The 22,912-nt window shown below is 70.6% G+C and carries 18 protein-coding genes; 14 read left to right on the top strand and 4 right to left on the bottom strand.

Annotation, left to right across the window (positions count from 1 at the left end; translation table 11 throughout):
- Positions 1-262: 262 nt before the first annotated feature.
- Positions 263-1,273, bottom strand: coding sequence for a hydroxyacid dehydrogenase (locus EES42_RS24205; protein ID WP_124720365.1), 1,011 nt, complete (start codon positions 1,271-1,273; stop codon positions 263-265).
- Between the two features lie 534 nt (positions 1,274-1,807).
- Here EES42_RS24205 and EES42_RS24200 point away from each other — a divergent pair.
- From EES42_RS24200 to EES42_RS24165, 8 genes are all read left to right on the top strand, one after another.
- Positions 1,808-3,136: a sugar ABC transporter substrate-binding protein gene (locus EES42_RS24200; RefSeq protein WP_124720364.1), complete on the top strand. Its 1,329-nt coding sequence runs from the start codon at positions 1,808-1,810 to the stop codon at positions 3,134-3,136.
- Positions 3,133-4,104: a carbohydrate ABC transporter permease gene (locus tag EES42_RS24195; protein WP_124720363.1), complete on the top strand. Its 972-nt coding sequence runs from the start codon at positions 3,133-3,135 to the stop codon at positions 4,102-4,104. The genes EES42_RS24200 and EES42_RS24195 overlap by 4 nt, the downstream gene beginning before the upstream one ends.
- Positions 4,101-4,967, top strand: coding sequence for a carbohydrate ABC transporter permease (locus EES42_RS24190; RefSeq protein ID WP_124720362.1), 867 nt, complete (start codon positions 4,101-4,103; stop codon positions 4,965-4,967). The genes EES42_RS24195 and EES42_RS24190 overlap by 4 nt, the downstream gene beginning before the upstream one ends.
- A 100-nt stretch (positions 4,968-5,067) precedes the next feature.
- Positions 5,068-6,423 (top strand): alpha-L-fucosidase, encoded by a 1,356-nt coding sequence (locus EES42_RS24185; RefSeq protein ID WP_124720361.1) that lies wholly within the window; start codon positions 5,068-5,070, stop codon positions 6,421-6,423.
- A gap of 46 nt (positions 6,424-6,469) precedes the next feature.
- Entirely contained in the window at positions 6,470-7,903 is a 1,434-nt protein-coding gene (locus EES42_RS24180) for a polysaccharide lyase 6 family protein (protein WP_124720360.1), read from the top strand.
- 137 nt (positions 7,904-8,040) lie between these two features.
- Complete coding sequence (locus EES42_RS24175) at positions 8,041-9,468, top strand: polysaccharide lyase 6 family protein (RefSeq protein ID WP_124720359.1); 1,428 nt, start codon at positions 8,041-8,043, stop codon at positions 9,466-9,468.
- 148 nt (positions 9,469-9,616) lie between these two features.
- Positions 9,617-10,447 carry a sugar phosphate isomerase/epimerase family protein gene (locus EES42_RS24170; RefSeq protein ID WP_241196563.1) on the top strand — a complete coding sequence of 277 codons (831 nt, stop codon included), beginning with the start codon at positions 9,617-9,619 and terminating at the stop codon, positions 10,445-10,447.
- A 74-nt stretch (positions 10,448-10,521) separates the two neighbouring features.
- Positions 10,522-11,235 (top strand): SGNH/GDSL hydrolase family protein, encoded by a 714-nt coding sequence (locus EES42_RS24165; protein ID WP_124720358.1) that lies wholly within the window; start codon positions 10,522-10,524, stop codon positions 11,233-11,235.
- Between the two features lie 22 nt (positions 11,236-11,257).
- Here EES42_RS24165 and EES42_RS24160 read toward each other — a convergent pair whose 3' ends face one another.
- Positions 11,258-11,659 carry a hypothetical protein gene (locus EES42_RS24160; RefSeq protein WP_124720357.1) on the bottom strand — a complete coding sequence of 134 codons (402 nt, stop codon included), beginning with the start codon at positions 11,657-11,659 and terminating at the stop codon, positions 11,258-11,260.
- Positions 11,660-11,892: 233 nt separating this feature from the next.
- On the opposite strand from EES42_RS24160, the gene EES42_RS24155 reads away from it, so the two are divergent.
- The 5 genes from EES42_RS24155 to EES42_RS24135 all read left to right on the top strand — a co-directional run bounded on the left by EES42_RS24155 (position 11,893) and on the right by EES42_RS24135 (position 19,098).
- On the top strand, positions 11,893-13,380 hold the full coding sequence (locus EES42_RS24155) for an aldehyde dehydrogenase family protein (RefSeq protein WP_124720356.1): 1,488 nt from the start codon (positions 11,893-11,895) through the stop codon (positions 13,378-13,380).
- 122 nt (positions 13,381-13,502) lie between these two features.
- A complete protein-coding gene (locus tag EES42_RS24150) occupies positions 13,503-15,026 on the top strand; it encodes a GMC family oxidoreductase (protein ID WP_124720355.1) in 1,524 nt (507 codons plus the stop codon).
- Entirely contained in the window at positions 15,026-16,075 is a 1,050-nt protein-coding gene (locus tag EES42_RS24145) for a quaternary amine ABC transporter ATP-binding protein (protein WP_241196562.1), read from the top strand. The genes EES42_RS24150 and EES42_RS24145 overlap by 1 nt, the downstream gene beginning before the upstream one ends.
- 94 nt (positions 16,076-16,169) lie before the next feature.
- Positions 16,170-18,149, top strand: a complete 1,980-nt coding sequence (locus tag EES42_RS24140) for an ABC transporter permease subunit (RefSeq protein ID WP_124720353.1) — start codon at positions 16,170-16,172, stop codon at positions 18,147-18,149.
- Entirely contained in the window at positions 18,142-19,098 is a 957-nt protein-coding gene (locus EES42_RS24135; RefSeq protein WP_124720352.1) for an ABC transporter substrate-binding protein, read from the top strand. Before EES42_RS24140 ends, EES42_RS24135 begins: the two co-directional genes overlap by 8 nt.
- 73 nt (positions 19,099-19,171) lie before the next feature.
- On the opposite strand, the gene EES42_RS24130 is transcribed toward EES42_RS24135, so the two are convergent.
- A complete protein-coding gene (locus EES42_RS24130) occupies positions 19,172-20,206 on the bottom strand; it encodes a metallophosphoesterase family protein (RefSeq protein ID WP_124720351.1) in 1,035 nt (344 codons plus the stop codon).
- Positions 20,207-20,557: 351 nt separating this feature from the next.
- On the bottom strand, positions 20,558-22,123 hold the full coding sequence (locus EES42_RS24125) for a molybdopterin-binding protein (protein ID WP_124720350.1): 1,566 nt from the start codon (positions 22,121-22,123) through the stop codon (positions 20,558-20,560).
- Positions 22,124-22,265: 142 nt separating this feature from the next.
- Here EES42_RS24125 and EES42_RS24120 point away from each other — a divergent pair.
- The coding region (locus EES42_RS24120) for an RNA polymerase sigma factor (protein WP_164495303.1) at positions 22,266-22,912 on the top strand (647 nt) is incomplete at its 3' end.

The raw sequence follows: 22,912 nt of genomic DNA, 5'->3' as shown, positions 1-22,912 counted from the left end.
GGCGCGGTGGAGCCGAGGTCCGCGACCGCCGCTCAGCCCCGGCACGGCTCCCGGACGGCCGCCCCGGCCGACCCGCGGACACGCGCGAAAACCCAACACACGAAAACCCAACACGGGAAAGCCCAACACGCGAAGACCCAACAGGTCATGCGCGATTCGGGGCCGACGGCCCGGCCGGACCCCGAACTCTCCTGCTGCGCGCTGACGTTCCGCGCACGTTTCGCTGACGTTTCGCTGACGTCGCGGGCCGGCCCCTGTCGCCTCAGGCCAGTGACGCGGCGCGGGCGGGGTCGATCACGTGCTGGAGAGGTTGGTCATGTATAAAGCGTCGGAGTTCGTCGAGCACAAGCTCTCCGAGGCGATGACGTTCGGCCCCGAGGGCGCCGCCGAGGTGGGGTGTCAGGACGACGTTGGGAAGGGTGAAGAGTGGCGAGTCATGGGCGGGAGGCTCCGGGTGCGTGACATCGAGTACGGCGGTGAGGTCCGGTCTGGCGTGCAGGACCTGCGCCGCGGCGGCCTCGTCGACGAGCGCGCCGCGCGCGGTGTTGATCAGTGTCGCGCCCGGCCCCAGGGAGTTCAGCAGCCGTGCCCCGATCGTGCCGCGGGTCTCGGGCAGGAGGGGCGCGTGAAGGCTGACGACATGGCAGGTGGCGAACAGTTCCTCGATGCCGACCAGCCGGACGCCGGCCTGCCGGGCGGCCTCGGGGGACGCGACGGGATCCGTGGCGAGGACCTCGATGTCGAATCGGCCGAGGTGGGCCGCGACGAGACGGCCGATGTGCCCGAGCCCCAACAGGCCCACGCGTGACCGGTAGGCGCCCGGTACCTGGGGGTTGTGGGGGAAGCGGCGACTGCTCGCCACCTCCCGGGCGATGCGATGTACCTGCTTGAGCCCGAGGAGGACCTGGGCGAGAGTGAACTCCGCGACCGGGACGGCGTTGGCCGCGGCGGCGGAGACGATCGGGATGCCGCGGGCCCAGAACTCGGGTGTGGTCAGATGCCGCACGGAGCCCGCGGCGACGAGGACCGCCCGCAACCGAGGGGCATGCGAGAGGAAGGCGGCATCGAGCACGGGCGCGCCCCAGCCCGTGAGCAGGACTTCGACCTGTCGCAGCACGCCGGGATCCTCGTCGAGCTGCTGACGTGTGAGCGGTGGGCCCTGCAAGTCTGCGAGACGTTCGACCTCGGCCAGGACTTCGTGGGGATAGACGTCCGCCCTGCGTTCTTCCTCCATGACCAACAGGGCTGTCGGTCTGCGGGCCGGCTCGTTCATGGCGTTGCGCTCCTCAGCTCTTTACTGACAGACGGTCAGCGAGTCGACTCCTGAGCCCTGGTCGGGCGTGTGGGGAAATGTCTGACCCGGTGTTGAAGATTGGCGTGGCTTGTTCGTTGCCTTGGTCGATGTGCTTGCAGGCACGATACATCGGATGATTGGGGAGACCTCGGATGAAGATCGGTCACCCGGAACTGGCTGTCCCGGCGACTGTCATGCTCACGCGCGGCCGGGGTGCGGTCGACCGGCTGGTGTGCCAGCTGGCAGAACTACCGGCCCACCAGGTGTTTTCGCGAGGTGTCCGGTCTGTGTGCCGGGATGGTGGGGAGTGGGGGAGGGGTGTGGGAGCAGGTCCGGCAAGGCTCTCGCGAGCCATCGCGAAGCTTTTGTATTCATCGGACTATTGACCAAGGATTCGGACCCCGTTAGCGTCCCAGCAAGCGCTTTCCAGGCCAGCTGTGATCGAGCGCTTTCCAGCCCAGTTGTGACCAAGCGCTTCCAGGCCAGCTGTGATGCGGCGAAACAGGAGTTGTCATGCAGAGAACGCGGTGGATCGGTGCGGGTGTTCTCGCGTCCGCACTTGTCCTCACCAGCTGTACATCAGGGCCTGCGGGAGTGGACGCCAAGCAGAACTCGAAGGCACCGCTCGAACTGTGGACCCGGACGACACCGGGCGGCCCGGGAGAGCAGGGAGCCCTCAAGCTCGCTGCCGCCTTCGAGAAGTCCACGGGCTTCAAGGTCAAGGTCACGGCGATCTTCGACGACTTCGAGACCAAGCTCCAGCAGCGGGCCGCACAGAAGAAGCTGCCCGACATCGTCATGAACGATGTGACGCAGCTCGGCGCCATGCACAGTCAGGGCCTGCTCCGGGAGATCGACCTGGACAAGCTCAAGAACAGCAAGCAGATCGTCGGCCAGGGGCTGGACTCCGGAAAGAGTGTGGACGGCAAGCAGTTCGGCCTGCCGTACTCGGCGCAGGCGTCCGCGCTGCTCATCCGCAAGGACTGGCGCGAGAAGCTGAAGCTCGAAGTCCCGCAGAGCTGGGACGACTTCGCCGCGATGGCCGCCGCCTTCACCACCAAGGACCCCGACGGCGACGGCAAGAAGAACACGTACGGCCTCGCCGCCCCGCTGTCCACCAAGCGCGGATACGCCTCCTGGTACTTCTCCAACTTCCTCTGGGCCGCGGGCGGTGACTTCATCACCGGGGCCGGGGAGGGCAAGTACAAGCCCTCGATGACCACGAAGGAATCGGTTCAGGCCGTGCAGTGGTTCCGCGACCTCGGCTGCAAGAGCAAGGTCATCCAGCCGGGCGCCGTGACCATGGAGACCCCGCCCACCAACGAGACGTTCGAGGCCGGCCGGACCGGCATGTTCGTCGTCGGCCCGTATCTGCTGCCCCGCTTCGACGAGACCCTCGGCAAGGACAAGTACGAGGTCGTCCCGATGCCCAAGGGCCCGAAGGACGCCACCGTGCTCGCCGAGGGCGGATCCATCTACCTGATGGCCGGCTCCGAGAACATGGCGGGCCAGGACGCCTTCGCCGACTTCGCCATCTCCGCCGAGGGCCAGAAGACCGGGATGGCGGGCGACACCGGCTTCACCGTGCAGCTGCCCGTCAACAAGACGGTGGACATCTCCCAGGTCCGCCCCGACCCCCGGTGGAAGACCTACGCAGACATCTACCGCAGCACCGGCCGGTACGCGCCGTCCATCCCGAACTGGACCCCCGTCCGGCAGACGACCGCGGAGACCGTCAACGCCCTGCTGGCCGACTGCGACCTGGACACCGGGACCAAGCTGAAGGAGCTCGACAAGCAGCTCGCCGACATCCTCAAGGAACAGGGAATCGCCGCGTCATGAGTCTTGACCAGGCGGATCCGGCCGCCCTCCCGGCGGCCGGGCCCGCCACCCGGAAAACGGGCCGCGCGGCCGGCGGGGCCGCCGGCCGCCGCGGGCACGACCGCCGGGCGGGCCGGTGGTGGACGCCCTGGCTGTTCCTGGCACCGGCACTGCTCCTCTTCCTGTACTTCAAGTTCATCCCCATGGTCAGTGCGCTGACCATGTCCTTCCAGGACGTCCAGCCCTACCTCGGCAACAGGTGGGTCGGCACCGAGAACTACGCCACGGTGCTCCAGTCCGACGGTTTCCGCGAGGCCGCCTGGCACACCGTGGTCCTCGCCGCCGGGCAGACGGCCGGATCGATGGCCCTCGGTCTCGCACTCGCACTGCTGATGGAGGGGCAGGGCCGCCGGCTCGGGTTCGTGCGCTCCGCCGCGTTCCTGCCGGTGGTGGTGCCGATCGCAGTCGTCGCCGAGCTGTGGCGGATCATGTACCACCCCACTTCCGACGGCATGCTCAACTCCATCCTCGGCCTCGTGGGGTTCGGCCCCTCGGGATTCATCAACGACCCCGACTCGTCGATGGCCTCCATCATGGTCACCGGCATCTGGCGGGGCGCCCCCTACGACATGATGATCTTCCTTGCCGGCCTCACCAGCGTGGACCGCGGCCTGTACGAGGCCGCGAAGGTCGACGGCGCCTCCCGGCTGCAACGGGTCTGGCACGTGACGGTGCCCGGACTGCGGTCGGTGTTCTCGATCCTGTTCATCCTCGCCGCGATCCGCGGACTGCGTGTCTTCACCGAGGTGTTCCTGCTCACCAACGGCGGGCCCGACGGCTCCACCGAGGTCGTGATGACCCTGATCTACAAGCTCGGGCTTGAGCAGAACCGACTCGGCGTCGGCGCGGCGGGAGCCGTCCTGCTGTTCATCGCGACGCTGATCCTGACAGTCGTCGTCCACCTGCTGCGACGGAGAGAGAGCAAATGAACGCGCCGACCGAGACCGCGCTGGGTCTGACGGAGAGCCGCAGTCCCGGCGGGCGGATCCTGAAGGCCGTCACCTACCTGCTGGTCCTGATCGTCTTCGCCGGGCCCCTGCTGGCCCTGCTGGTCAGCGCCTTCAGCCACATCAAGGACCCGACCCAGCTCAGCGTCATCCCCTCGGGCGCCACCCTGGACAACTTCCGGATCGCCTTCGACCAGGGCGTGCTCGCGTACCTGCTGAACTCGTTCTTCGTGGTCGGCTTCGGGCTGCTGCTCCAGGTGGCCGTCTCCGTCCTGGCCGGGTACGCACTGGCCAGGAAGCGCTTCCCGGGGATGACCCTGGTGCTCGTCGCCATCCTCGCGACGCTGATGCTGCCCGAGGAGATCCTGGCCCTCCCGCTGTCCGTGATCCTCTCCGACCTGCCGGTCGTCCACTTCAACCTCATCGGCACCCTGGCCGGAATGATCGTCCCGCTGGGCGCCTGGGGCTTCTCCATCCTCGTGATGACCGAGTTCATGAAGGACGTGCCCCGGGAGCTCGAAGAGGCCGCCCGTATCGACGGCGCCGGCGACCTGCGCATCTTCGCCCAGATCATCCTGCCGATGTGCAAGCCCGCGCTCGGGGTCATCGGGGTCTTCGGCTTCACCATGATCTGGGACCAGTACCTGCTGCCCCTCCTGGTCTCCACGGACTCCTCCTCGTACACCCTCCCGCTCGCGCTGCGGACCCTGCGGATCGACCCCGCCGTCACCCCCGGAGTGGTGATGGCCGCCTCCCTGCTGGCCCTGCTCCCCTCCGTGATCGTCTTCCTGTTCTTCCAGCGCTCCTTCGTGCACGGACTGTCCTCCGGCGCACTGAAGGGCTGACCCGGCACAACGTCCGCACACCGAAGCTCCCGTACGACCAGCCCAGCCCTCCGGAAGCGCACCGGCAAGCCCGGACGCCGACGACAAGGAACGATGCCCCATGACCCCGAGCGCTGAGACCCCGTCGGCGTCCACCTCCGCACCCGCCGCGAACCCGGCCCCCGCGCCGGCCCCGGAGACCACCTGGTTCACCGACGACCGGTTCGGCATGTTCGTCCACTGGGGCCTGTACTCCCTCGCCGCCCGGCACGAATGGGTCAAGAACCGGGAGAAGCTGACCGACGAGCAGTACCAGGTCTACTTCGACCACTTCGACCCCGACCGCTACGACCCGGTCCAGTGGGCCAGGGCCGCCAGAGCGGCGGGCATGCGGTACGTCGTCCTCACCACCAAGCACCACGACGGCTTCTGCCTCTGGGACAGCGCCCTCACCGAGTACAAGGTCACCAACACCCCGCACGGCCGGGACCTCGTCGGACCGTTCGTCGAGGCGTGCCGGGCCGAAGGGCTCAAGGTCGGGCTCTACTACTCCCTGATCGACTGGCACCACCCCTCCTTCCCCGTGGACGGCACCCATCCGCAGCGTGACGACGAGGAGTTCAAGGCCGCGGCCGCCGACCGCGACATCCGCGAGTACCGGAGCTATCTGCACGGCCAGGTCCGCGAGCTGCTGACCTCCTTCGGCCGCATCGACTACCTGTTCTTCGACTTCTCCTACGCGGGCCGCATCTGGTGGGGCGGCAAGGGGCCGGACGACTGGGACTCCCCGAAGCTGCTGGAGACGGTCCGCGAACTCCAGCCGCACATCCTCGTCAACGACAGGACCGGCCTGCCCGGTGATTTCATCACCCCCGAGCAGTACCAGCCCTCCGGTCCCATGACCAAGGACGGCCGGCCCGTGCTGTGGGAGGCGTGCCAGACGCTCAACGGGAGCTGGGGCTACGACCGCGACAACCTGGACCACAAGAGCGCCGACCTGCTGATCCGCATGCTCGTCGACGGTGTGTCCAAGGGCGGCAATCTGCTGCTCAACGTCGGCCCGACCGGCCGCGGCGACCTCGAACCGCGCGCCACCGCCGTCCTCGGCGAGATCGGCCGGTGGATGGACCTGCACGAGCGCTCGGTCCGCGGCTGCGGCCCGGCCCCGTACACCGCCCCGCCCGAGTGCCGGTACACCCAGCGCGGCGACCGGCTCTACGTCCACCTCCTCGCCTGGCCGCTGCGCCATCTGCACCTGCCGGGACTCGCCGGCCGGGTGCGCTACGCCCAGTTGCTGAACGACGCCTCCGAGATCATCCAGGTGCACATCGATCCGGACCGGCCCGCGATGAACACGGAGATGGGCGGGCAGCCCGCCGGCACGCTCACCCTGGAGATCCCCGTCCAGCGTCCCGACACCCCGGTGCCCGTCATCGAGCTGTTCCTGGACACCCCGGCCGACCCGGCCGACGGCTGACACCGGCCCTGCCCCACCGATCCACCACCACACTCACGGAGGCACCATGCAACGCCGCACGTTCCTCATGGCTTCCGCGGCAGGGGCGGCGCTCGCCGTCGCCGCCACCGGCGGTCTCGTGACCGCGAGCGCCACGACGGCCCCGGCCGCCGTCGGTTCGCTCGAAGAGCTCCAGGCCGCCATCGACCGGGCACGGCCGGGCGCCCGCATCGTCGTGGCCGACGGCACGTACACCGTGCCGTCGGACCGGCCCATCACGATCCGGAACAAGCAGGGCACCGAGCGCGCGCCCATCACCGTCGTCGCCGCCTCCCGCGGCGGCGTCGTCCTCGAAGGCGAACAGGGCTTCGTCCTCGACGCGTCCAGCCACATCACGCTCAGCGGCTTCTCCTTCCGCCAGAGCAGCACCCTGGACATCCCCCCGAACTGTTCGCACATCAGGCTGACCCGCAACGACTTCCAGCTCGCGGACATCGAGGGCCTGCACTGGGTGATGGTGCGCGCCGACGACAGCAAGGTCGACCATAACCACTTCCACGGCAAATCCACACTGGGCATCTACCTCGGGATCGAGGGCGCGGGCACCGAGGAGATGGCCCAGCGCGTCCATGTGTTCCGGAACTACTTCTCCGACCACACCTTCGCCGGGTCCAACGGCGGCGAGCCGATCCGGCTCGGCGTCAGCCCCCGGGCACTGTCCAGTGCCCACGCGGTCGTGGAGTACAACCTGTTCGAGCGGGCCAACGGCGACCCGGAGGCCATCTCCGTGAAGAGCTCGGACAACGTCATCCGGCACAACACCATCCGGAACAGTCTCGGCGGAATCGTCCTGCGGCACGGCAACCGCAACCGGGTGGAGGGCAATTACCTCGTCGCGGGCACGGAAGGCGTCCGGATCTACGGCAACGACCATGTGATCGTCAACAACCACCTCGCCGGTCTGTCCGGGCGGGCCATGGTGATCGGCAGTGGCTCGGAACGCGACCACCTGCCCGGCGAATCGCCCGACGACCGCCGCGGCAACGACGCGCCCGACCGGGTCCTCATCGCCTACAACACCCTGGCGAACAACAAGGGCACCCTCTCCGGCGAGAGCCAGCGCCCCCACGAGCCGCGCGATGTGACCGTCGCGGACAATCTGCTCGTCGGGGACACGGGCGAGCTGGTCGCGATGGCGAACACCGTCCGCTTCACCTGGTCCGGAAACATCCTGTGGGGTGCCGGAACCGACGGCAACATCCCCGCCGACGGACGCACCCGCGTCGACCCGAAGCTGGTGACCGGTGCGGACGGCGTCGCCCGGCCGGCCGCCGACAGCCCGGTGATCGACGCGGGCACGCTCCGGCGGCCACCGGTCACCCACGACATCGACGGCGAGCGGCGCGGCCGGCACGCCGACGTGGGCGCCGACGAGTACTCGCACCGGCCGCCCCGGCGCGGGCCACTGACCACCGCGGACGTCGGCCCCGACGCCCGCTGACCACTTCCGCCCGAGCGGGACAGCCGGTCAGGTGCGCCCCCGGCTGTCCCCGCCGCCGATCACCCGGCACCGGCACGTCCAGCCGCGGGGGCTGCACGGATCGGGCCCGTCATGACCTTGTCGCCACAGGAGGCACCATGCAACGACGCACGTTCCTCAGGGGTACCGCGGTGGCAGCACTCGCCGCCGTGCCGCTCAGCACCTCGATGTCGATCGACGCTTCGGCGGCCGACAAGCCGGTCAGCTCCCTGGCCGAACTCCAGAGCGCGATCAACGCCGCCGTACCCGGCGACCGGATCATCGTGGCCGACGGCACGTACACCGTTCCGTCCGGGGGCGCGATCAACGTGTCCGGCAAGAACGGCACCAGCGCCGCGCAGATCACCATCGTCTCCAAGACCCGCGGCGGCGCGGTGCTGCGCGGCGAACGCAGCTTCGTCCTCGCCAATTCGAGCAACATCACCATCAGCGGTTTCGCCTTCCGGCAGAGCACCACGATGGAACTCCCGGCGAACTGCTCGTCGATCCGGATGACCCGCAACGACTTCCAGTTCGCGGACACCGGCGATCCGTACTGGCTCGTGGTGCGGTCCAACGACTCGAAGGTCGACCGGAACCACTTCCACGACAAGACCACCGCCGGAATCTTCCTCGTCGTCGACGGCCCCGGCTCGACCGACATGGCCCAGAACCTCCAGATCCTGCGGAACCACTTCTCCGACCACAGCTTCGCCGGGGCCAACGGCGGCGAGTCGATCCGGCTCGGCGTCAGCGGACGGGCACTGTCCAGCGCCCACGCGGTGGTGGAGTACAACCTGTTCGAGCACGCGGACGGAGACCCCGAGGCGATCTCGGTGAAGTCATCCGACAACATCATCCGTTACAACACCATCCGCGACAGCCGCGGCGGAATCGTGCTGCGCCACGGCAACCGCTCCAGGGTGGAGGGCAATTACCTGATCGGCGGCAGCGAGGGCGTACGCCTCTACGGCAACGACCATGTGATCGTCAACAACTACCTCAGCGGGCTGTCCGCCCGGGCCCTGGTGGTCGGCAGCGGCACCACCCGCGACCACAACTCGGGCGAGACCGAGGAGGAGCGGCGCGGCAACGACGCCTGCGACCGCGCGGTGATCGTGCACAACACCCTGCTCGGCAACTCCGGTTCGCTCTCGGGCGAGACCCGGACGTACGAGCCCAAGGACGTGGTCGTCGCCGACAACCTGATCGTCGGCGACAACGGCAGCCTCGTGTCGATGGGTGCGACCACCGGATTCACCTGGAAGAGCAACATGTTGTGGGGTGCGGCCGCCAACGGCAATATCCCTTCCGGTGGCTACACCCGTGTCGACCCGAAGCTGGTGACCGGCACGGACGGCGTCGCCCGGCTGTCGGCGGGAAGCCCGGCGATCGGCGCGGCAACGTTCACCGGCACGGCCGTGGCCGACGACATCGACGGTGACGCGCGAGGCAGCGCGCGGGACATCGGCGCCGACGAGTACTCGACCGCGCCCGCGCTCCGGCACCCCCTCACGGCCGCGGACGTCGGCCCGAACGCGTCGTGAGGCGACACCGGTGGTGATGTGACGCGCCGCCGGTGAGAGGGTCCGGGGAGCCCGTCGACGGAAGGCCGCCAGGCGGGCTCCCCGGGCAGGGCGGGGTGCTGCCCGGCAGGAACGAGTCGCCGTTCGGCGGCCGAAGGAGAGGAGCGCCGTGACAGGCAGGGAAAGCCGGGACCGTACTCCGGGCACCACCGTGACCACGCCGGGACTGTGCTCGGTCACCTTCCGGCAGCTGCCGGCGGCCGAGGTCGCACGCCGGGCCGCGGACGCGGGCCTGGAGGCGATCGAGTGGGGAGCGGATGTGCACGCGCCTGCGGCGGACCCCGACGCGCTCCGCGATGCCCGCGAGGCCTGCGACAGGCACGGGCTGACCTGCTGCTCGTACGGCTCCTACTTCCGCGCCACGCAGGACGAGCGGGCCGCGTTCCCCTGGATCGCCCGCGCCGCGGTCCTGCTGGGGGCGCCCCGGGTACGGGTCTGGGCGGGCGGAACCGGGTCGGCGGCCGCCACCCCGCAGGAACGCGGCGAAACCGTGGCGGGTCTGCGGGAGGCGGCCCGGATCGCCGCGGACCACGGGCTGGAACTCGCGCTGGAGTTCCACTCGAAGACCCTCACCGACACCGTCGCCTCGACGCTCCGGCTGCTGGACGAGGTCGGCGCGGACAATCTCCGCACCTACTGGCAGCCGCCGCTCGACGTCTGTGACGAGGAGGCGCTGGCGGGGCTCTCCCAGCTCGTCGACCGGGTCAGCGCGGTGCATGTCTTCTCGTGGTGGCCGGCCAACCATCGACTGCCGCTGGCCGATCGTGGCGAACTGTGGGCCGGAGTGTTCGAGCTGCTGAACGCACGGCACGTGCCGATGGAGGCGCTGCTGGAGTTCGTGCCCGGCGACGATCCCGCCGTACTGGCGCGCGAGGCTTCGACACTGCGGCGCGTGGCGGCCCACCGCCGGGGACCGCTGTCCCAGGGCGCGCTTCGGTAGGACACCCCGGCGTACGGGGCACACTCGACCAGCAGCTACTGACCCAGCACCCACCCCCCGTCAGGACGGCAGACATGCACACCGAAGGCACACACGAAGAAGGCACACACGAAGAAGGCACGCACGGAGAAGGCACGCACTTCGAGGAGACGGACACACTCCTGTTCATCGGTGACTCCATCACCGACGCGGGCCGCGACCGTACGGACTCCGCATCGCTCGGCAGCGGGTACGTGAACGAGATCGCACGCACCCTGCACGAGCGGACGAACGGCGGACCCGGTCCTGCCGTCATCAACAGGGGCGTCAACGGCAACCGTGTGTACGACCTGGAAGCCCGCTGGACCACCGACGTCATCGCTCACCGGCCCACCGTGGTCACGGTGAAGATCGGCATCAACGACACCTGGCGGCGCTACGACAGCGGACTCGCCAGCCCGGTCGACGAGTTCGAGGCCTGCCTCGACGGCCTGCTCGCGGACACCGCGCGGGAGCTGTCGGCCCGACTGGTCGTCATCACGCCGTTCCTGCTTCCGGTCACCGCCGAACAGGAGGGCTGGTTCGAGGACCTGACGCCCCGTACGGACGCCGTGCTCCGTGCCGCGAAGGCCAACGGGGCCCGGCTGGTCCGTGCGGACCTCGCGATGCGGCAGGCCCGGGAACGGTACGAGGCCGCGGAGCTGGCCCGGGACGGGGTCCACCCGAGTCCGGTCGGCCACCGGATCATCGCCGACGCCTGGCTCGCCGCTGTCGGCTCCGCCGCCGTCGACCCGCTGCCACGAGGGTAGGGCGGCGGGCCGCGGAGCTCCCCTACTCGGGAGGCAGGGGGAGCTCCACCTCGACATCGATCGGTTCGGTCCGCCCGTTGACCTGTGCCGAACCGCTGATGCGCAGGGAGCGCGCCGGATCGAGGATCAGCTCGCCGATGACGTCACCGTGCTCGTGGAGGTAGAGACCGATGTCGTAGCGGTCGGCCATGCTGTCGTCGAGCCGCGCGGTGGCCACGGCACCCGACCGGGCCACGGGAACGTCCGTGAGATAGAGGCGCGGCGGATGGATCGCCCACGCGTACCGGCCGGTGTCGGGCTGTGCATCGAGGGCCTCGGCGGTTCCCCACACCTCGATCGTCACCGTGCCGTCCGGTGCCATGTCGACCGATGACTCCGATCGGTCGACGGCGAAGTCCGTGTCGCCCAGGACGAATCTGTCCATGGTGGAAACCCCAAGGGCTGTCGGTGCGGTGCGGTGATCGGTGTCCATCATGGCAGCAGACCCTCTCCGGCGCGGCGCACCCGGCCGCACGGCCCGGCGGCCGGCGTCGCCGCGTGAGGAGGGTCACTTTCCGTACACAGCGGGGCATGGTTCTTCGGACCCGGGGCAGGGGGCCAGATCGCCGGGGTGTGACCGGCGCGGCAAGCCACCCGGACCGAAAGGCCAGATACGACGTGTCGGCAGCACAACAGACCATCCACGTGGGCGGAGAGTGGCGCCCGGCCGTCTCCGGCGCCACGCGCGACATCATCGACCCCGCCGACGCGAGCGTCTTCGCCGTCGTGTCGGAGGGCGGCGTCGCCGACACCGATGACGCCGTCGCCGCGGCGCGTGCCGCCTTCCACGACGGCTCCTGGCCCCGCACGTCCGTCGCCGAACGGGCCGACCTGCTGCGCCGCGTCGCGACCCTGCTGGAGCGGGACCGGGAGAAGATCGGCGCCCTGGAGAGCCAGGACGCGGGCAAGACCCTCGAAGAGGGGCGCGTCGACGTCGACTGCGTACGCGACGCCTTCCGTTACTTCGCCGACCTCGTCATGAACGAGAGCGGCGGACGCGTCGTCGACGCCGGGACCGACGAGGTCCACAGCGTCGTCGTGCACGAGCCGGTCGGGGTGTGCGCACTGATCACCCCCTGGAACTATCCGCTGCTCCAGGCGAGTTGGAAGATCGCACCGGCCCTCGCGGCCGGCAACACCTTCGTGATCAAGCCCAGCGAGATCACCCCGCTCACCACCGTCGCCCTGATCGGGCTCCTGATGGAGGCCGGGCTGCCGCAGGGTGTCGCCAACCTCGTCACCGGTGCCGGCGCCACCGTGGGCGCCCGCCTCGCCGAGCATCCGGACGTCGACCTGGTGTCGTTCACCGGCGGCCTGTCCAGCGGTACGAAGGTGGCCCGGGCCGCCGCCGACACGGTGAAGAAGGTCGCCCTCGAACTCGGCGGCAAGAACCCCAATGTCGTCTTCGCCGACGCCTGCGCCACCGACGAGGGCTTCGACACCGCCGTCGACCAGGCGCTCAACGCCGCCTTCATCCACAGCGGCCAGGTCTGCTCCGCCGGATCCCGCCTCATCGTCGAGGAGCCGCTGCGCGACCGGTTCGTCACCGAACTCGCCCGTCGCGCCGAGCGGATCCGCCTCGGCCGGGGCACCGACCCGGGCGCCGAATGCGGGCCGCTCGTCTCCGGGCAACAGCTCGCGAAGACCGAGGACTTCGTCGCGTCCGCCATCGCGGAGGGCGCCGTGCTCCGGGCCGGCGGCGAACGGCCGGAAGGCCCCGGCTACTTCTACCGCCCCACCGTCCTGGACCGGTGCGACCGCCGGATGCGCGTCGTCCGCGAGGAGGTCTTCGGTCCTGTCCTGACCGTCGAGACCTTCCGCACGGAGGAGGAGGCCGTCACTCTCGCCAACGACACCGAGTACGGGCTCGCCGGCGCGGTGTGGACCGCCGACGCGGGCCGCGCCCGGCGCGTCGCCGGACGGCTGCGCCACGGCACGGTCTGGATCAACGACTTCCACCCCTACCTGCCGCAGGCCGAATGGGGCGGCTTCGGGAAGTCGGGCATCGGCCGCGAGCTGGGCCCGACCGGACTCGCCGAGTACCGCGAGGCCAAGCACATCTACCAGAACCTCGCTCCGCGCCCCGTGCGCTGGTTCGCGGGCTGAAACACGCGACGCGACGCACCTGACCCCGGCGCGGCACGCCGCACGGCCCACCACGCCCGCGACCGCCCCGACGCACGTGACCGATGCACGCCGGCACCCAACGGAGCAGAGGGAAGAAGCACATGACCGACAACCATGTCTACGACTACGTCGTCGTCGGCGGCGGCACCGCCGGATCGGTGATCGCCTCCCGGCTCACCGAGAACCCCGGCGCCACCGTCGCCGTCATCGAGGGCGGCCCCAGCGACGTCGGACGGGACGACGTCCTCGCCCTGCGCCGCTGGATGGGCCTCCTCGGCGGTGAGCTGGACTACGACTACCCGACGACCGAGCAGCCCCGCGGCAACTCCCACATCCGTCACAGCCGTGCCAGGGTGCTCGGCGGCTGCTCGTCCCACAACACCCTCATCGCGTTCAAGCCCCTGCCGTCCGACTGGGACGAGTGGGCCGACGCGGGTGCCGAGGGCTGGGACGCGGCGTCGATGGATCCGTACTTCGCCCGTCTGCGCAACAACATCGTCCCCGTCGACGAGGCCGACCGGAACGCCATCGCCCGGGACTTCGTCGAAGCCGCGCGCACCGCACTCGACGTGCCGCGCGTCGAGGGCTTCAACAAGCAGCCGTTCCAGGAAGGCGTCGGCTTCTTCGACCTCGCGTACCACCCGGAGAACAACAAGCGCTCCTCGGCCTCCGTGGCGTATCTGCACCCGTTCCTGGACCGCCCCAACCTCCATATCGCCCTGGAGACCTGGGCGTTCCGGCTGGAGCTCGAAGGCACCCGGGCCACCGGAGTGCACGTGCGCACCAAGGACGGCGAGGAACACGTCGTACGGGCCCGGCGCGAGGTGCTCGTCTGCGCGGGCGCCGTGGACACCCCCAGGCTGCTGCTGCACTCGGGTATCGGGCCCCGCGCCGACCTGGAGAAGCTCGGCATCCCCGTCGTGCACGACCTGCCGGGCGTCGGCGAGAACCTCCTCGACCATCCCGAGTCGGTCATCGTCTGGGAGACCGACGGGCCGATCCCGGAGAACTCCGCGATGGACAGCGACGCGGGCCTGTTCGTACGCAGGGACCAGGACGCCGACGGGCCGGACCTGATGTTCCACTTCTACCAGATCCCGTTCACCGACAACCCCGAGCGGCTGGGCTACGAACGGCCCCCGCACGGTGTATCGATGACTCCCAACATCCCCAAGCCCCGCAGCCGCGGCCGGCTCTACCTGACCAGCGCCGACCCCGAGGCGAAGCCCGCCCTGGACTTCCGGTACTTCACGGACGAGGACGACTACGACGGCCGCACCCTCGTCGACGGGATCCGCATCGCACGCCGCATCGCGGCACAGGAACCGCTGGCCGGCTGGCTCAGGCGCGAGGTCTGCCCGGGGCCCGGGATCACCTCGGACGAGGAGCTCGGCGAGTACGCGCGCAAGGTCGCGCACACCGTCTACCACCCGGCGGGGACCTGCCGGATGGGTGCCGCGAGCGATGAACTCGCCGTGGTTTCACCCGATCTGAGGATCCGTGGCCTTGACGGCATCCGGATCGCCGACGCGTCCGTCTTCCCGACGATGACGACCGTCAACCCGATGATCGGCGTGCTGATGATCGGGGAGAAATGCGCGGACCTGCTGGGAGGCAACGCCTGATGAACACCGAGCCGCCGGTCTTCTCCGTACGCGAGCTGTGGAAGGTGTTCGGCCCGAAGGCCGACCGGGTGCCGAAGGACCCGGCCCTCGCCGCGCTCGGGCCCGCCGAACTGCGTCGGCGCACCGGCTGCACCGCCGCCGTGCGCGATGTGTCCTTCGACGTCCGCAAGGGCGAGGTCTTCGTCGTCATGGGCCTGTCCGGCTCCGGCAAGTCGACGCTCGTGCGCTGCCTGACCAGACTGATCGAGCCCACTTCCGGCTCGATCGCCATGGACGGCGAGGACGTGCTGTCGATGGACACGGCACGGCTGCGTGAACTGCGCCGCCACCGCGCCGCCATGGTCTTCCAGCACTTCGGACTGCTGCCGCACCGCTCGGTCATCGACAACGTCGCGTACGGGCTGGAGATCCAGGGCGTCCCGCGCGCCGAACGGCGCGAGCGGGCGGCCGAGTTCGTCACCAAGGTCGGCCTCGAAGGCATGGAACACCGCCGCCCCGAGCAGCTCTCCGGCGGCCAGCAGCAGCGGGTGGGACTGGCCCGCGCACTGGCCGTCGACCCCGAAGTGCTCCTGTTCGACGAGCCGTTCAGCGCACTGGACCCACTGATCAGACGCGACATGCAGGAAGAGGTCGTACGGCTGCACGGTGAGGAGGGCCGCACGATGGTCTTCATCACGCACGACCTCGGCGAGGCACTGAAGCTCGGCGACAGGATCGCGCTGATGCGGGACGGCCGGATCGTGCAGCTCGGCACGCCGGAGGAGATCGTGGGCGCCCCCGCGGACGACTACGTACGCGACTTCGTCCGCGACGTGCCGCGCGAACAGGTCATGACCGTGCGCACGGCGATGCGCCCGGCCGAGGCCGCGGAGGCGGACAGCGGTCCGGCGCTGGGCCCCGACGCGACGGTCCACGAGGCCATCGAGGCCGTGGTCCGCAGCGGCGGGACCGCCCGCGTCGTCGAGAACGGCCGCTGCGTGGGCGTGGTCGGCCACGCGGACCTGCTCGGTGTGGTGGCGGGGCTCGCCCCGCGGAAGGAGGCGGCCTGATGCCCGCACACACCACCTGGGGCCCGCCGGGCCTGCGCACCGCACGACCCACCGCGCCCGTCCGTGGCCCGCACACGACGGGGAGGCGACCTCGATGAGCATCTCCACCGCCACCACGGGGAGCGGGTCCACCGCGGGCACCGAGGCCGGCGCGCCCCCGCTGCGCACCCGGCCGCGCGACGCCCTCGCCCGGCACCGCACCGCCCTCGTCGCGGGCGCCGCACTCCTCGCGCTCCTCCTGGGCACCCTGCTCCTGGGCGGCGGAACCTGGCCCGCACGCCTCGCCGTCGACCTGTCCGGCCCGCTCGGCCACGCCAGCGACTGGATCATCGACAACCGGGACAGCCACCCGCTCTTCCTGTACTTCTTCGGCCACATCAGCAACGCCGTCGTCCTGTCCGTACGCGCCGTCTACCTCGTGCTCCTGGCCGCCGGCTGGGCCGGGGTCACGACCGCCGCCGGACTCGTCGCCTGGCGCGTCGCGGGCATCCGCCCGGCGCTCACCGCCGTCGCCGCGTTCGCCGTGTGCGGACTGCTCGGCATGTGGGTTCCCACCATGCAGACCCTCGCGCTGATGGCCGTCGCCGTCACCGCGTCCGTACTGCTCGGCGCGCTGCTCGGGCTCGCCGCCGGACTGTCCGACCGGGTGCACCGGGCACTGCGCCCGGTGCTCGACACCATGCAGGTGCTGCCCGCGTTCGCGTATCTGCTCCCGGTCGTGCTCGTCTTCGGCATCGGCGTCCCGGCGGCGGTCCTCGCCACCGTCGTCTACGCGGCCCCGCCCATGGCCCGGCTGACCGCGCTCGGGCTGCGCGGCGCGGACGCCGGAGTGATGGAGGCCGCGGCCTCGCTCGGCGCGACCGGCCGGCAGCGGCTGCTGACCGCCCGGCTCCCGCTGGCCCGCAAGGAACTGCTCCTCGGTGTCAATCAGTCGATCATGATGGCGCTCTCGATGGCGGTGATCGCGTCCGTGATCGGCGCCGGCGGCCTCGGCGACCGCGTGTACCAGGCGCTGGCCTCCGTGGATGTCGGCGCGGCGCTCGCCGCCGGTGTGCCGGTCGTACTGCTCGCCGTCGTCCTGGACCGGGTCACCGCCGCGGCGGGGGAGCGGATCGGCGCCGGGCCCTCCCGGCGGACGGGCCGCGGCTGGGCCGTCGCCGCGGCCGGCACGGTCGCCGTCGCTGTCGTCGGCCGTTACACCGGCCGGCTGTCGTGGCCCGACGCCTGGACCGTAGACATCGCCGCCTCTGTCAACCGCGTCGTCGACTGGATGACCGCGCACCTGTATTCCGGGGTGCCCGTCGTCGGCGGCACCGCCGACTGGGCGGCCCGCTTCACCACCTGGATCCTCGACCCGGTGCGCGACGGTCTGCAGTGGCTGCCCTGGTGGACCGTACTGCTCCTGGTGGCGGTCCTCGCCCAGCTCATCGGCACCTGGCGCACCGCGCTGACCGCCGTGCTCGCCATGGCCGCGATCGGCGTGCTCGGAAAGTGGGAACCCGCCCTGGACACCCTCTCGCAGGTGCTGGCCGCGGTCGCGGTCACACTCCTCGCCGGGGTCGCCACCGGCGTCGCCGCGGCGCGCAGCCCACGCCTGGAGCGTCTGCTGCGGCCGGTGCTCGACGTCTTCCAGACGATGCCGCAGTTCGTGTATCTCATCCCGGTGGTCGCGCTGTTCGGCGTCGGCCGGGCACCCGCCGTGGCCGCCGCCGTGGTGTACGCGCTGCCCGCCGTCGTCCGGATCACCACGCAGGGCATGCGGGCCGTGGACCCGGTCGTGATGGAGTCCTCGCGCTCGCTCGGCGCGACCGGCTGGCAGCAGCTGCGCCAGGTCCAGCTTCCCCTCGCCCGGCCCGCGTTGCTGCTGGCCGTCAACCAGGGCGTGGTACTCGTCCTCGCCGTCGTCATCATCGGCGGCCTGGTCGGCGGCGGTGCGCTGGGCTACGACGTGGTGTTCGGGCTGGCCCAGGGCGACCTGGCCACCGGGCTGGTCGCGGGCGCGGCCATCGTGTGCCTCGGGCTGATGCTGGACCGGGTGACCCAGCCCGCCGGAAAGGAGACCCGGGATGCGTAGCCGTACCATCGCGGCCGCCGCGGCGTTCGGGCTGCTGGCCCTGACGGGCTGCGGCGCGGCCGACATGACCAAGCAGTCGTCCCCGTACGCCGACGCACACGGTGCGAAGACCGTCACCCTGTCCGTCCAGTCGTGGGTGGGCGCGCAGGCCAACGCCGCCGTCGCCCAGTACCTGCTCAACCACGAGCTGGGGTACCGGGTCGACACCGTCCAGATCGACGAGGTCCCCGCCTGGGACGCCCTCAGCCAGGGCCGGGTGGACGCGATCCTGGAGGACTGGGGCCACCCCGAGCAGGAGCAGCGGTACGTCGCGGACAAGAAGACGATCGCGCCGGGCGGGGAACTCGGAGTGACCGGCCACATCGGCTGGTTCGTACCGAAGTACTTCGCCGACACGAACCCGGACGTGACGGACTGGAAGAACCTCGACAAGTACGCCGACCGGCTCCGCACCGCCGAGAGCGGCGGAAAGGGCCAGCTCCTGGACGGTTCGCCGTCCTATGTCACCAACGACAAGGCACTGGTGAAGAACCTGGGCCTGGACTACCAGGTGGTCTTCTCCGGCTCCGAGGCGGCACAGATCACCCAGATCAAGCAGTTCGCCAAGGAGAAGAAGCCATTCCTGACCTACTGGTACAAGCCGCAGTGGCTGTTCGAGCAGGTTCCCATGACGGAGGTGAAGCTGCCCGCGTACGAGGAGGGCTGTGACGCCGACCCGGAGAAGGTGGCGTGCGCGTATCCGCACACCCCGCTGCGCAAGTTCCTCAACGCCCGGTTCGCCGACGCGGGCGGTCCGGCCGCCGAGTTCCTGAAGAACTTCCACTGGACGACCGGGGACCAGAACGAGGTGGCACTGATGATCGCGGACCAGAAGCTGTCGCCCGAACAGGCCGCTGAGCGTTGGGCGAAGAAGAACGAGTCCACCTGGCGGGCGTGGCTGCCGAAGTGAGCCGCCGGCGGATGCCGTGCCGTACTGCGCCGGGCTTCGGTGCGGAACGGCACGGCATCCGTGCTGTGGGGGCTCAGGCGCTGGTGTGCAGCGGGACCGTCAGCTGCTTGAGCCAGGTCCCCGTCGTGAAGTCACGGGCCTTGATGACGACGGAGTGGGGACCGACCTCGATCTGGAGCCCCTGGTTGAAGGCATCGCCGAGGGAGACCTCGCCGCCCTTGCCGTCGTCCATCCAGCCCACCTGGACGGCCGAGGTGTTGACGACGGTGAAGCCTTCGAGGTTGCCGGTGCCGGGAACGACCCGGCGCACCACCCAGTCGGACAGGTTCAGGTCCCAGTGGGTGTGCCCCGAGAAGAGGAAGACGTCCTTGTGGCGACCGAGGATCGACAGCAGCCGGTCGGGCTGGAGGTAGTCGTTGAGGTAGAGCTTGTTGTGGGTGCCCGACACGGTGTTGGGCAGCGGGTGGTGGGTCATCACCATGACGGGCCTGCGACGGCGGGCCCAGTAGGCGAGACGGTCCTCCAGCCAGGCGAACTGCTCGTCGCTGATCCACACCTCGTCCCACAGCTTCGCGTCGTGGTAGTGCGAGTAGCGCTCGGTCCCGAGACTGAGCACGGGCACCCCGCCGAACGAGGTCTCCGAGTAGACCTTGTTGCGGCCCGCGAAGTTGTAGAAGCTGCGGAAGAGGGAGTCCTCCGTGGTGCCGTTGGGCCAGGTCGCCTGCGCGAGCGTGTTGGGGTCGCTGTACTTCGGTACGTAGAACTCGTGGTTGCCGATGGCCCAGGCGACGTTCCTGGGGTGCGGGTGGCGCTGAAGGGTCTGGCGGACCGCCGCGTACTCGAAGTCGTAGCCGCGCGGGGTGATGTCGCCGGCTATACCGAGGCCGGCGCTGTCGGGGTTGATGCGGTGCAGGTCGTCGAGGGCCTTGCCGAAGTCGGTCAGGTCGCCCTGGATGTCACTGATGATGTTGAACCGGACCGTCCGGCCCTTGCCGGGCCGGTGCGGCGCGGCCTCGGCGGCCGGTGCCGCGATACCGGCCCCGGCGGCAAGAGCACCGCCCACCAGGGATGCGGTGCCTGTGGTGGCCATGAACGATCTGCGATCCATCGGAACTTCCTTCGTCTGTACGCCCCCGTGCGAATGGGACAGGGGGAGTGTCGCTGCTCGGGATGGCCCGGTGGGGTATCACAGATGACTGTGGCCTGAACTGTTCGATCTGGCTGATTCCGGCGGTGTGGTTCTGCCGGGACTTCGCGCCGTGCTCGTCGGCGGCCGTCCGGCCGTCCGCCTGACGCCGGGTCAGCCACCGGAGCGGGCTCCACGGCCGCCGGGGCGTCGATGCGCATGGGGCCCGCGGACCGCGATCACCATGTCGGCATCGACACCCCGGCACCTGCGCCCCGGCCGTCTACCGTCGCCCGGAACAGCCGGGCGTCCGGGCCGCGGGCCCCGGCCGGGTCACTGCGTGCGGTAGGCGTCGACGATGGTCTGGGTGAGCGTGTTTCCCGCGGTGTCCGTCAGCTCCGCACGCAGGGAGACACCGGTGCCCGCGCCCGGGTTGTGGATCAGGACGGCACCGCGCTCGACCGGCACCCGGCGCCACGAAGCACCGCCGTCCATGGACACCGAAACGGCGAGCACACGGACACGTCCCTTCGCGGCGGCGCCCTGGACGGTGACGGGAACCCGGAGCACCGCGTCCGCCGCGGCGGTTCCGGTGGGGCCGAGCACGGGCGAGAACCGCACGGCGCTCACCGGTACCGGGGCCGGACCGGTGGTCGTGTCCGAGACGAAGGTCCACGACGCGGTCACACGGGTGGCGGTGCCGGGCGCACCCGTGCGCTTCACCGTGCTGGTCATCCGGTACGCCGCGCGCCCCGGGGCGACGGTGAACCCGGCCCGACCGGGGGCGCCGGTCCGGGTTCCGACGAGCACGCCGTCGCGGTGCAGGGCGGTCGAGGCCGAGGCGTACGACGGTGACGACGGCACATGGCCGCCGCCGTCCGCGAGCAGCGGAACATCGACGGTGAGGCTGTCCCCGTCGCGTACGACACCGGGACGGCCCGCGAGGGCGGGCCCGAACACGGCGTTGTCGAAGACATGGGTGGTCGTGGATCCGGCGCGCACGGCGACACCGTCCGCGCTGTAGCGGTTCGTCGAACCGCCGGGCGCACGAGGAGCCATGTAGGTGATGTCCCAGGTGCCGCGTTCCGGATTCACGAGGTAGGTGGCGGTGCCGGGAGTGGCCAGGCTCCGCGAGACACCGACGGTCAGTCCGGCGCTCGGCTGCAGGTCGACGGAGCCGGTGCCCGCGGTGCCCGGGAGCGCGGCGGCACGGATCTTCACGGTGGCCAGGTCCTTGGCGGAGGGGTGCCGGGTCAGGCCGGTCAGGGCACGGGCACCCGTGAAGACGTATCCGAGCGCGTAGTCGACGCTCCTGGCCGTCCAGTACGAGTCGAACCACTGCTTCACCGAACCGGCCTCGGCGTCGGGGCCCAGGTGCGCCACGCGCAGGTTCGCCGAGGCCGAGATCAGGTTGACGAGCCGTTCGGCGCCCCGATGCCTGACCTCGACGACCATCGCGCTGTGCAGGAAGCCCGCCGAGCGGTCGGGCGGCCGTACGTCGACGGGCGCCGCGGTCCGGGCGTCGACGGTGACGGTGGTGTCACGGTCCAGGTCCAGCCGCGGCTGGACGATCCAGTCGGTGCCGCCCGCACCGTCACCGGCCGTCAGGGCGCTGCTCAGCAGGTAACGGCCCTTGGGCAGACGCACGGTGACCGTGCCGGAGGCGTCGTGCGGCTGGACCTCCTGGTCGGCCCCCGGACCGGAGACGCCGGTGACGGTGGTTTCGTACGCCCCCGTCGGCCGGCCGTTGCGGTCGAGGTGCTTGATCGTGAGGGCGTACGTCTGCGGCGCCGCGGCGAACGCCGTTGTGTTCCAGAGCGGAGTCGTGCTGCCGGCCACGGCCGCGGCGAGAGCCATGGTCCGCAGGACGGTCCGGCGGGGTACGGAAGAATTGGTCATGACCTGCACTGCGCCGCCCGGCCCAGGAGTTCCGGTGAGCCGCGTCACACCGGCCACGAGGCCACAGCCCCGGACAACGCATGTGGCGCACGTCACGGGAACCGGTGCAACGGACGGGGCAGGGCAGAGTGTGGAAACACTCATGAGGAATCGCTTCCGCCACGGGGACCGCAACGCCCTGGGGGAGTTGTACGACGAGCACGCCCAGGTGCTGTACCGCTATGCCCTTCGGGTGACCGGCGACTGGGCGGAGGCCGAGGACGTCGTCTCGGTGACCTTCCTGGAGGCATGGCGCAGCCGGGAGAAGCTGCACCCCGACGGGGACAGTCTGCGCCCGTGGCTGCTGGGCATCGCCACCAACATCATGCGCCGCAACGCACGCACACGCCGGCGCCGTGACATCGCCCTCGCCCGCGTCCCGGAACGCGACTCCGTCCCGGACTTCGCCGACGACCTCGTGACCCACCTCGCGGATTCCGAGCAATTGCGCGCGGCGCACACCGCCCTCGCCCGACTGCGGCGCCGGGACCGGGAGGTCTTCACCCTCGTGGTCTGGGAGGGCCTGGACTACGCGGCCGCGGCCGAGGCGCTCGGCGTGCCGGTCGGCACCGTCCGATCCCGCCTCTCCCGCGCCCGTACCCGGCTGCGTGAACTCGCCGGCGCCGAGGCCCGCGCCACCCGCTCACGCACCGGGCGAGGCGGGCGGCCCGAAGCCGCACGGCCACCGGCGGAGCCGGGCAGGGGCACCTTGCCCGCAGAGGGCGGCGCCCCCCACCCCACCGCTCGCCC

The organism is Streptomyces sp. ADI95-17 (assembly GCF_003846175.1).
GTDB lineage: Bacteria > Actinomycetota > Actinomycetes > Streptomycetales > Streptomycetaceae > Streptomyces > Streptomyces sanglieri.
This window is presented reverse-complemented; position numbering and strand designations above follow the sequence as displayed.

Bases quoted from the DNA above. Each gene is read 5' to 3' on its own strand.
- EES42_RS24205 (WP_124720365.1), bottom strand. From the start codon at position 1,273: ATGAACGAGCCGGCCCGCAGACCGACAGCCCTGTTGGTCATGGAGGAA.
- EES42_RS24200 (WP_124720364.1), top strand. From the start codon at position 1,808: ATGCAGAGAACGCGGTGGATCGGTGCGGGTGTTCTCGCGTCCGCACTT.
- EES42_RS24195 (WP_124720363.1), top strand. From the start codon at position 3,133: ATGAGTCTTGACCAGGCGGATCCGGCCGCCCTCCCGGCGGCCGGGCCC.
- EES42_RS24190 (WP_124720362.1), top strand. From the start codon at position 4,101: ATGAACGCGCCGACCGAGACCGCGCTGGGTCTGACGGAGAGCCGCAGT.
- EES42_RS24185 (WP_124720361.1), top strand. From the start codon at position 5,068: ATGACCCCGAGCGCTGAGACCCCGTCGGCGTCCACCTCCGCACCCGCC.
- EES42_RS24180 (WP_124720360.1), top strand. From the start codon at position 6,470: ATGCAACGCCGCACGTTCCTCATGGCTTCCGCGGCAGGGGCGGCGCTC.
- EES42_RS24175 (WP_124720359.1), top strand. From the start codon at position 8,041: ATGCAACGACGCACGTTCCTCAGGGGTACCGCGGTGGCAGCACTCGCC.
- EES42_RS24165 (WP_124720358.1), top strand. From the start codon at position 10,522: ATGCACACCGAAGGCACACACGAAGAAGGCACACACGAAGAAGGCACG.
- EES42_RS24160 (WP_124720357.1), bottom strand. From the start codon at position 11,659: ATGGACAGATTCGTCCTGGGCGACACGGACTTCGCCGTCGACCGATCG.
- EES42_RS24150 (WP_124720355.1), top strand. From the start codon at position 13,503: ATGACCGACAACCATGTCTACGACTACGTCGTCGTCGGCGGCGGCACC.
- EES42_RS24145 (WP_241196562.1), top strand. From the start codon at position 15,026: ATGAACACCGAGCCGCCGGTCTTCTCCGTACGCGAGCTGTGGAAGGTG.
- EES42_RS24140 (WP_124720353.1), top strand. From the start codon at position 16,170: ATGAGCATCTCCACCGCCACCACGGGGAGCGGGTCCACCGCGGGCACC.
- EES42_RS24135 (WP_124720352.1), top strand. From the start codon at position 18,142: ATGCGTAGCCGTACCATCGCGGCCGCCGCGGCGTTCGGGCTGCTGGCC.
- EES42_RS24130 (WP_124720351.1), bottom strand. From the start codon at position 20,206: ATGGATCGCAGATCGTTCATGGCCACCACAGGCACCGCATCCCTGGTG.
- EES42_RS24125 (WP_124720350.1), bottom strand. From the start codon at position 22,123: ATGACCAATTCTTCCGTACCCCGCCGGACCGTCCTGCGGACCATGGCT.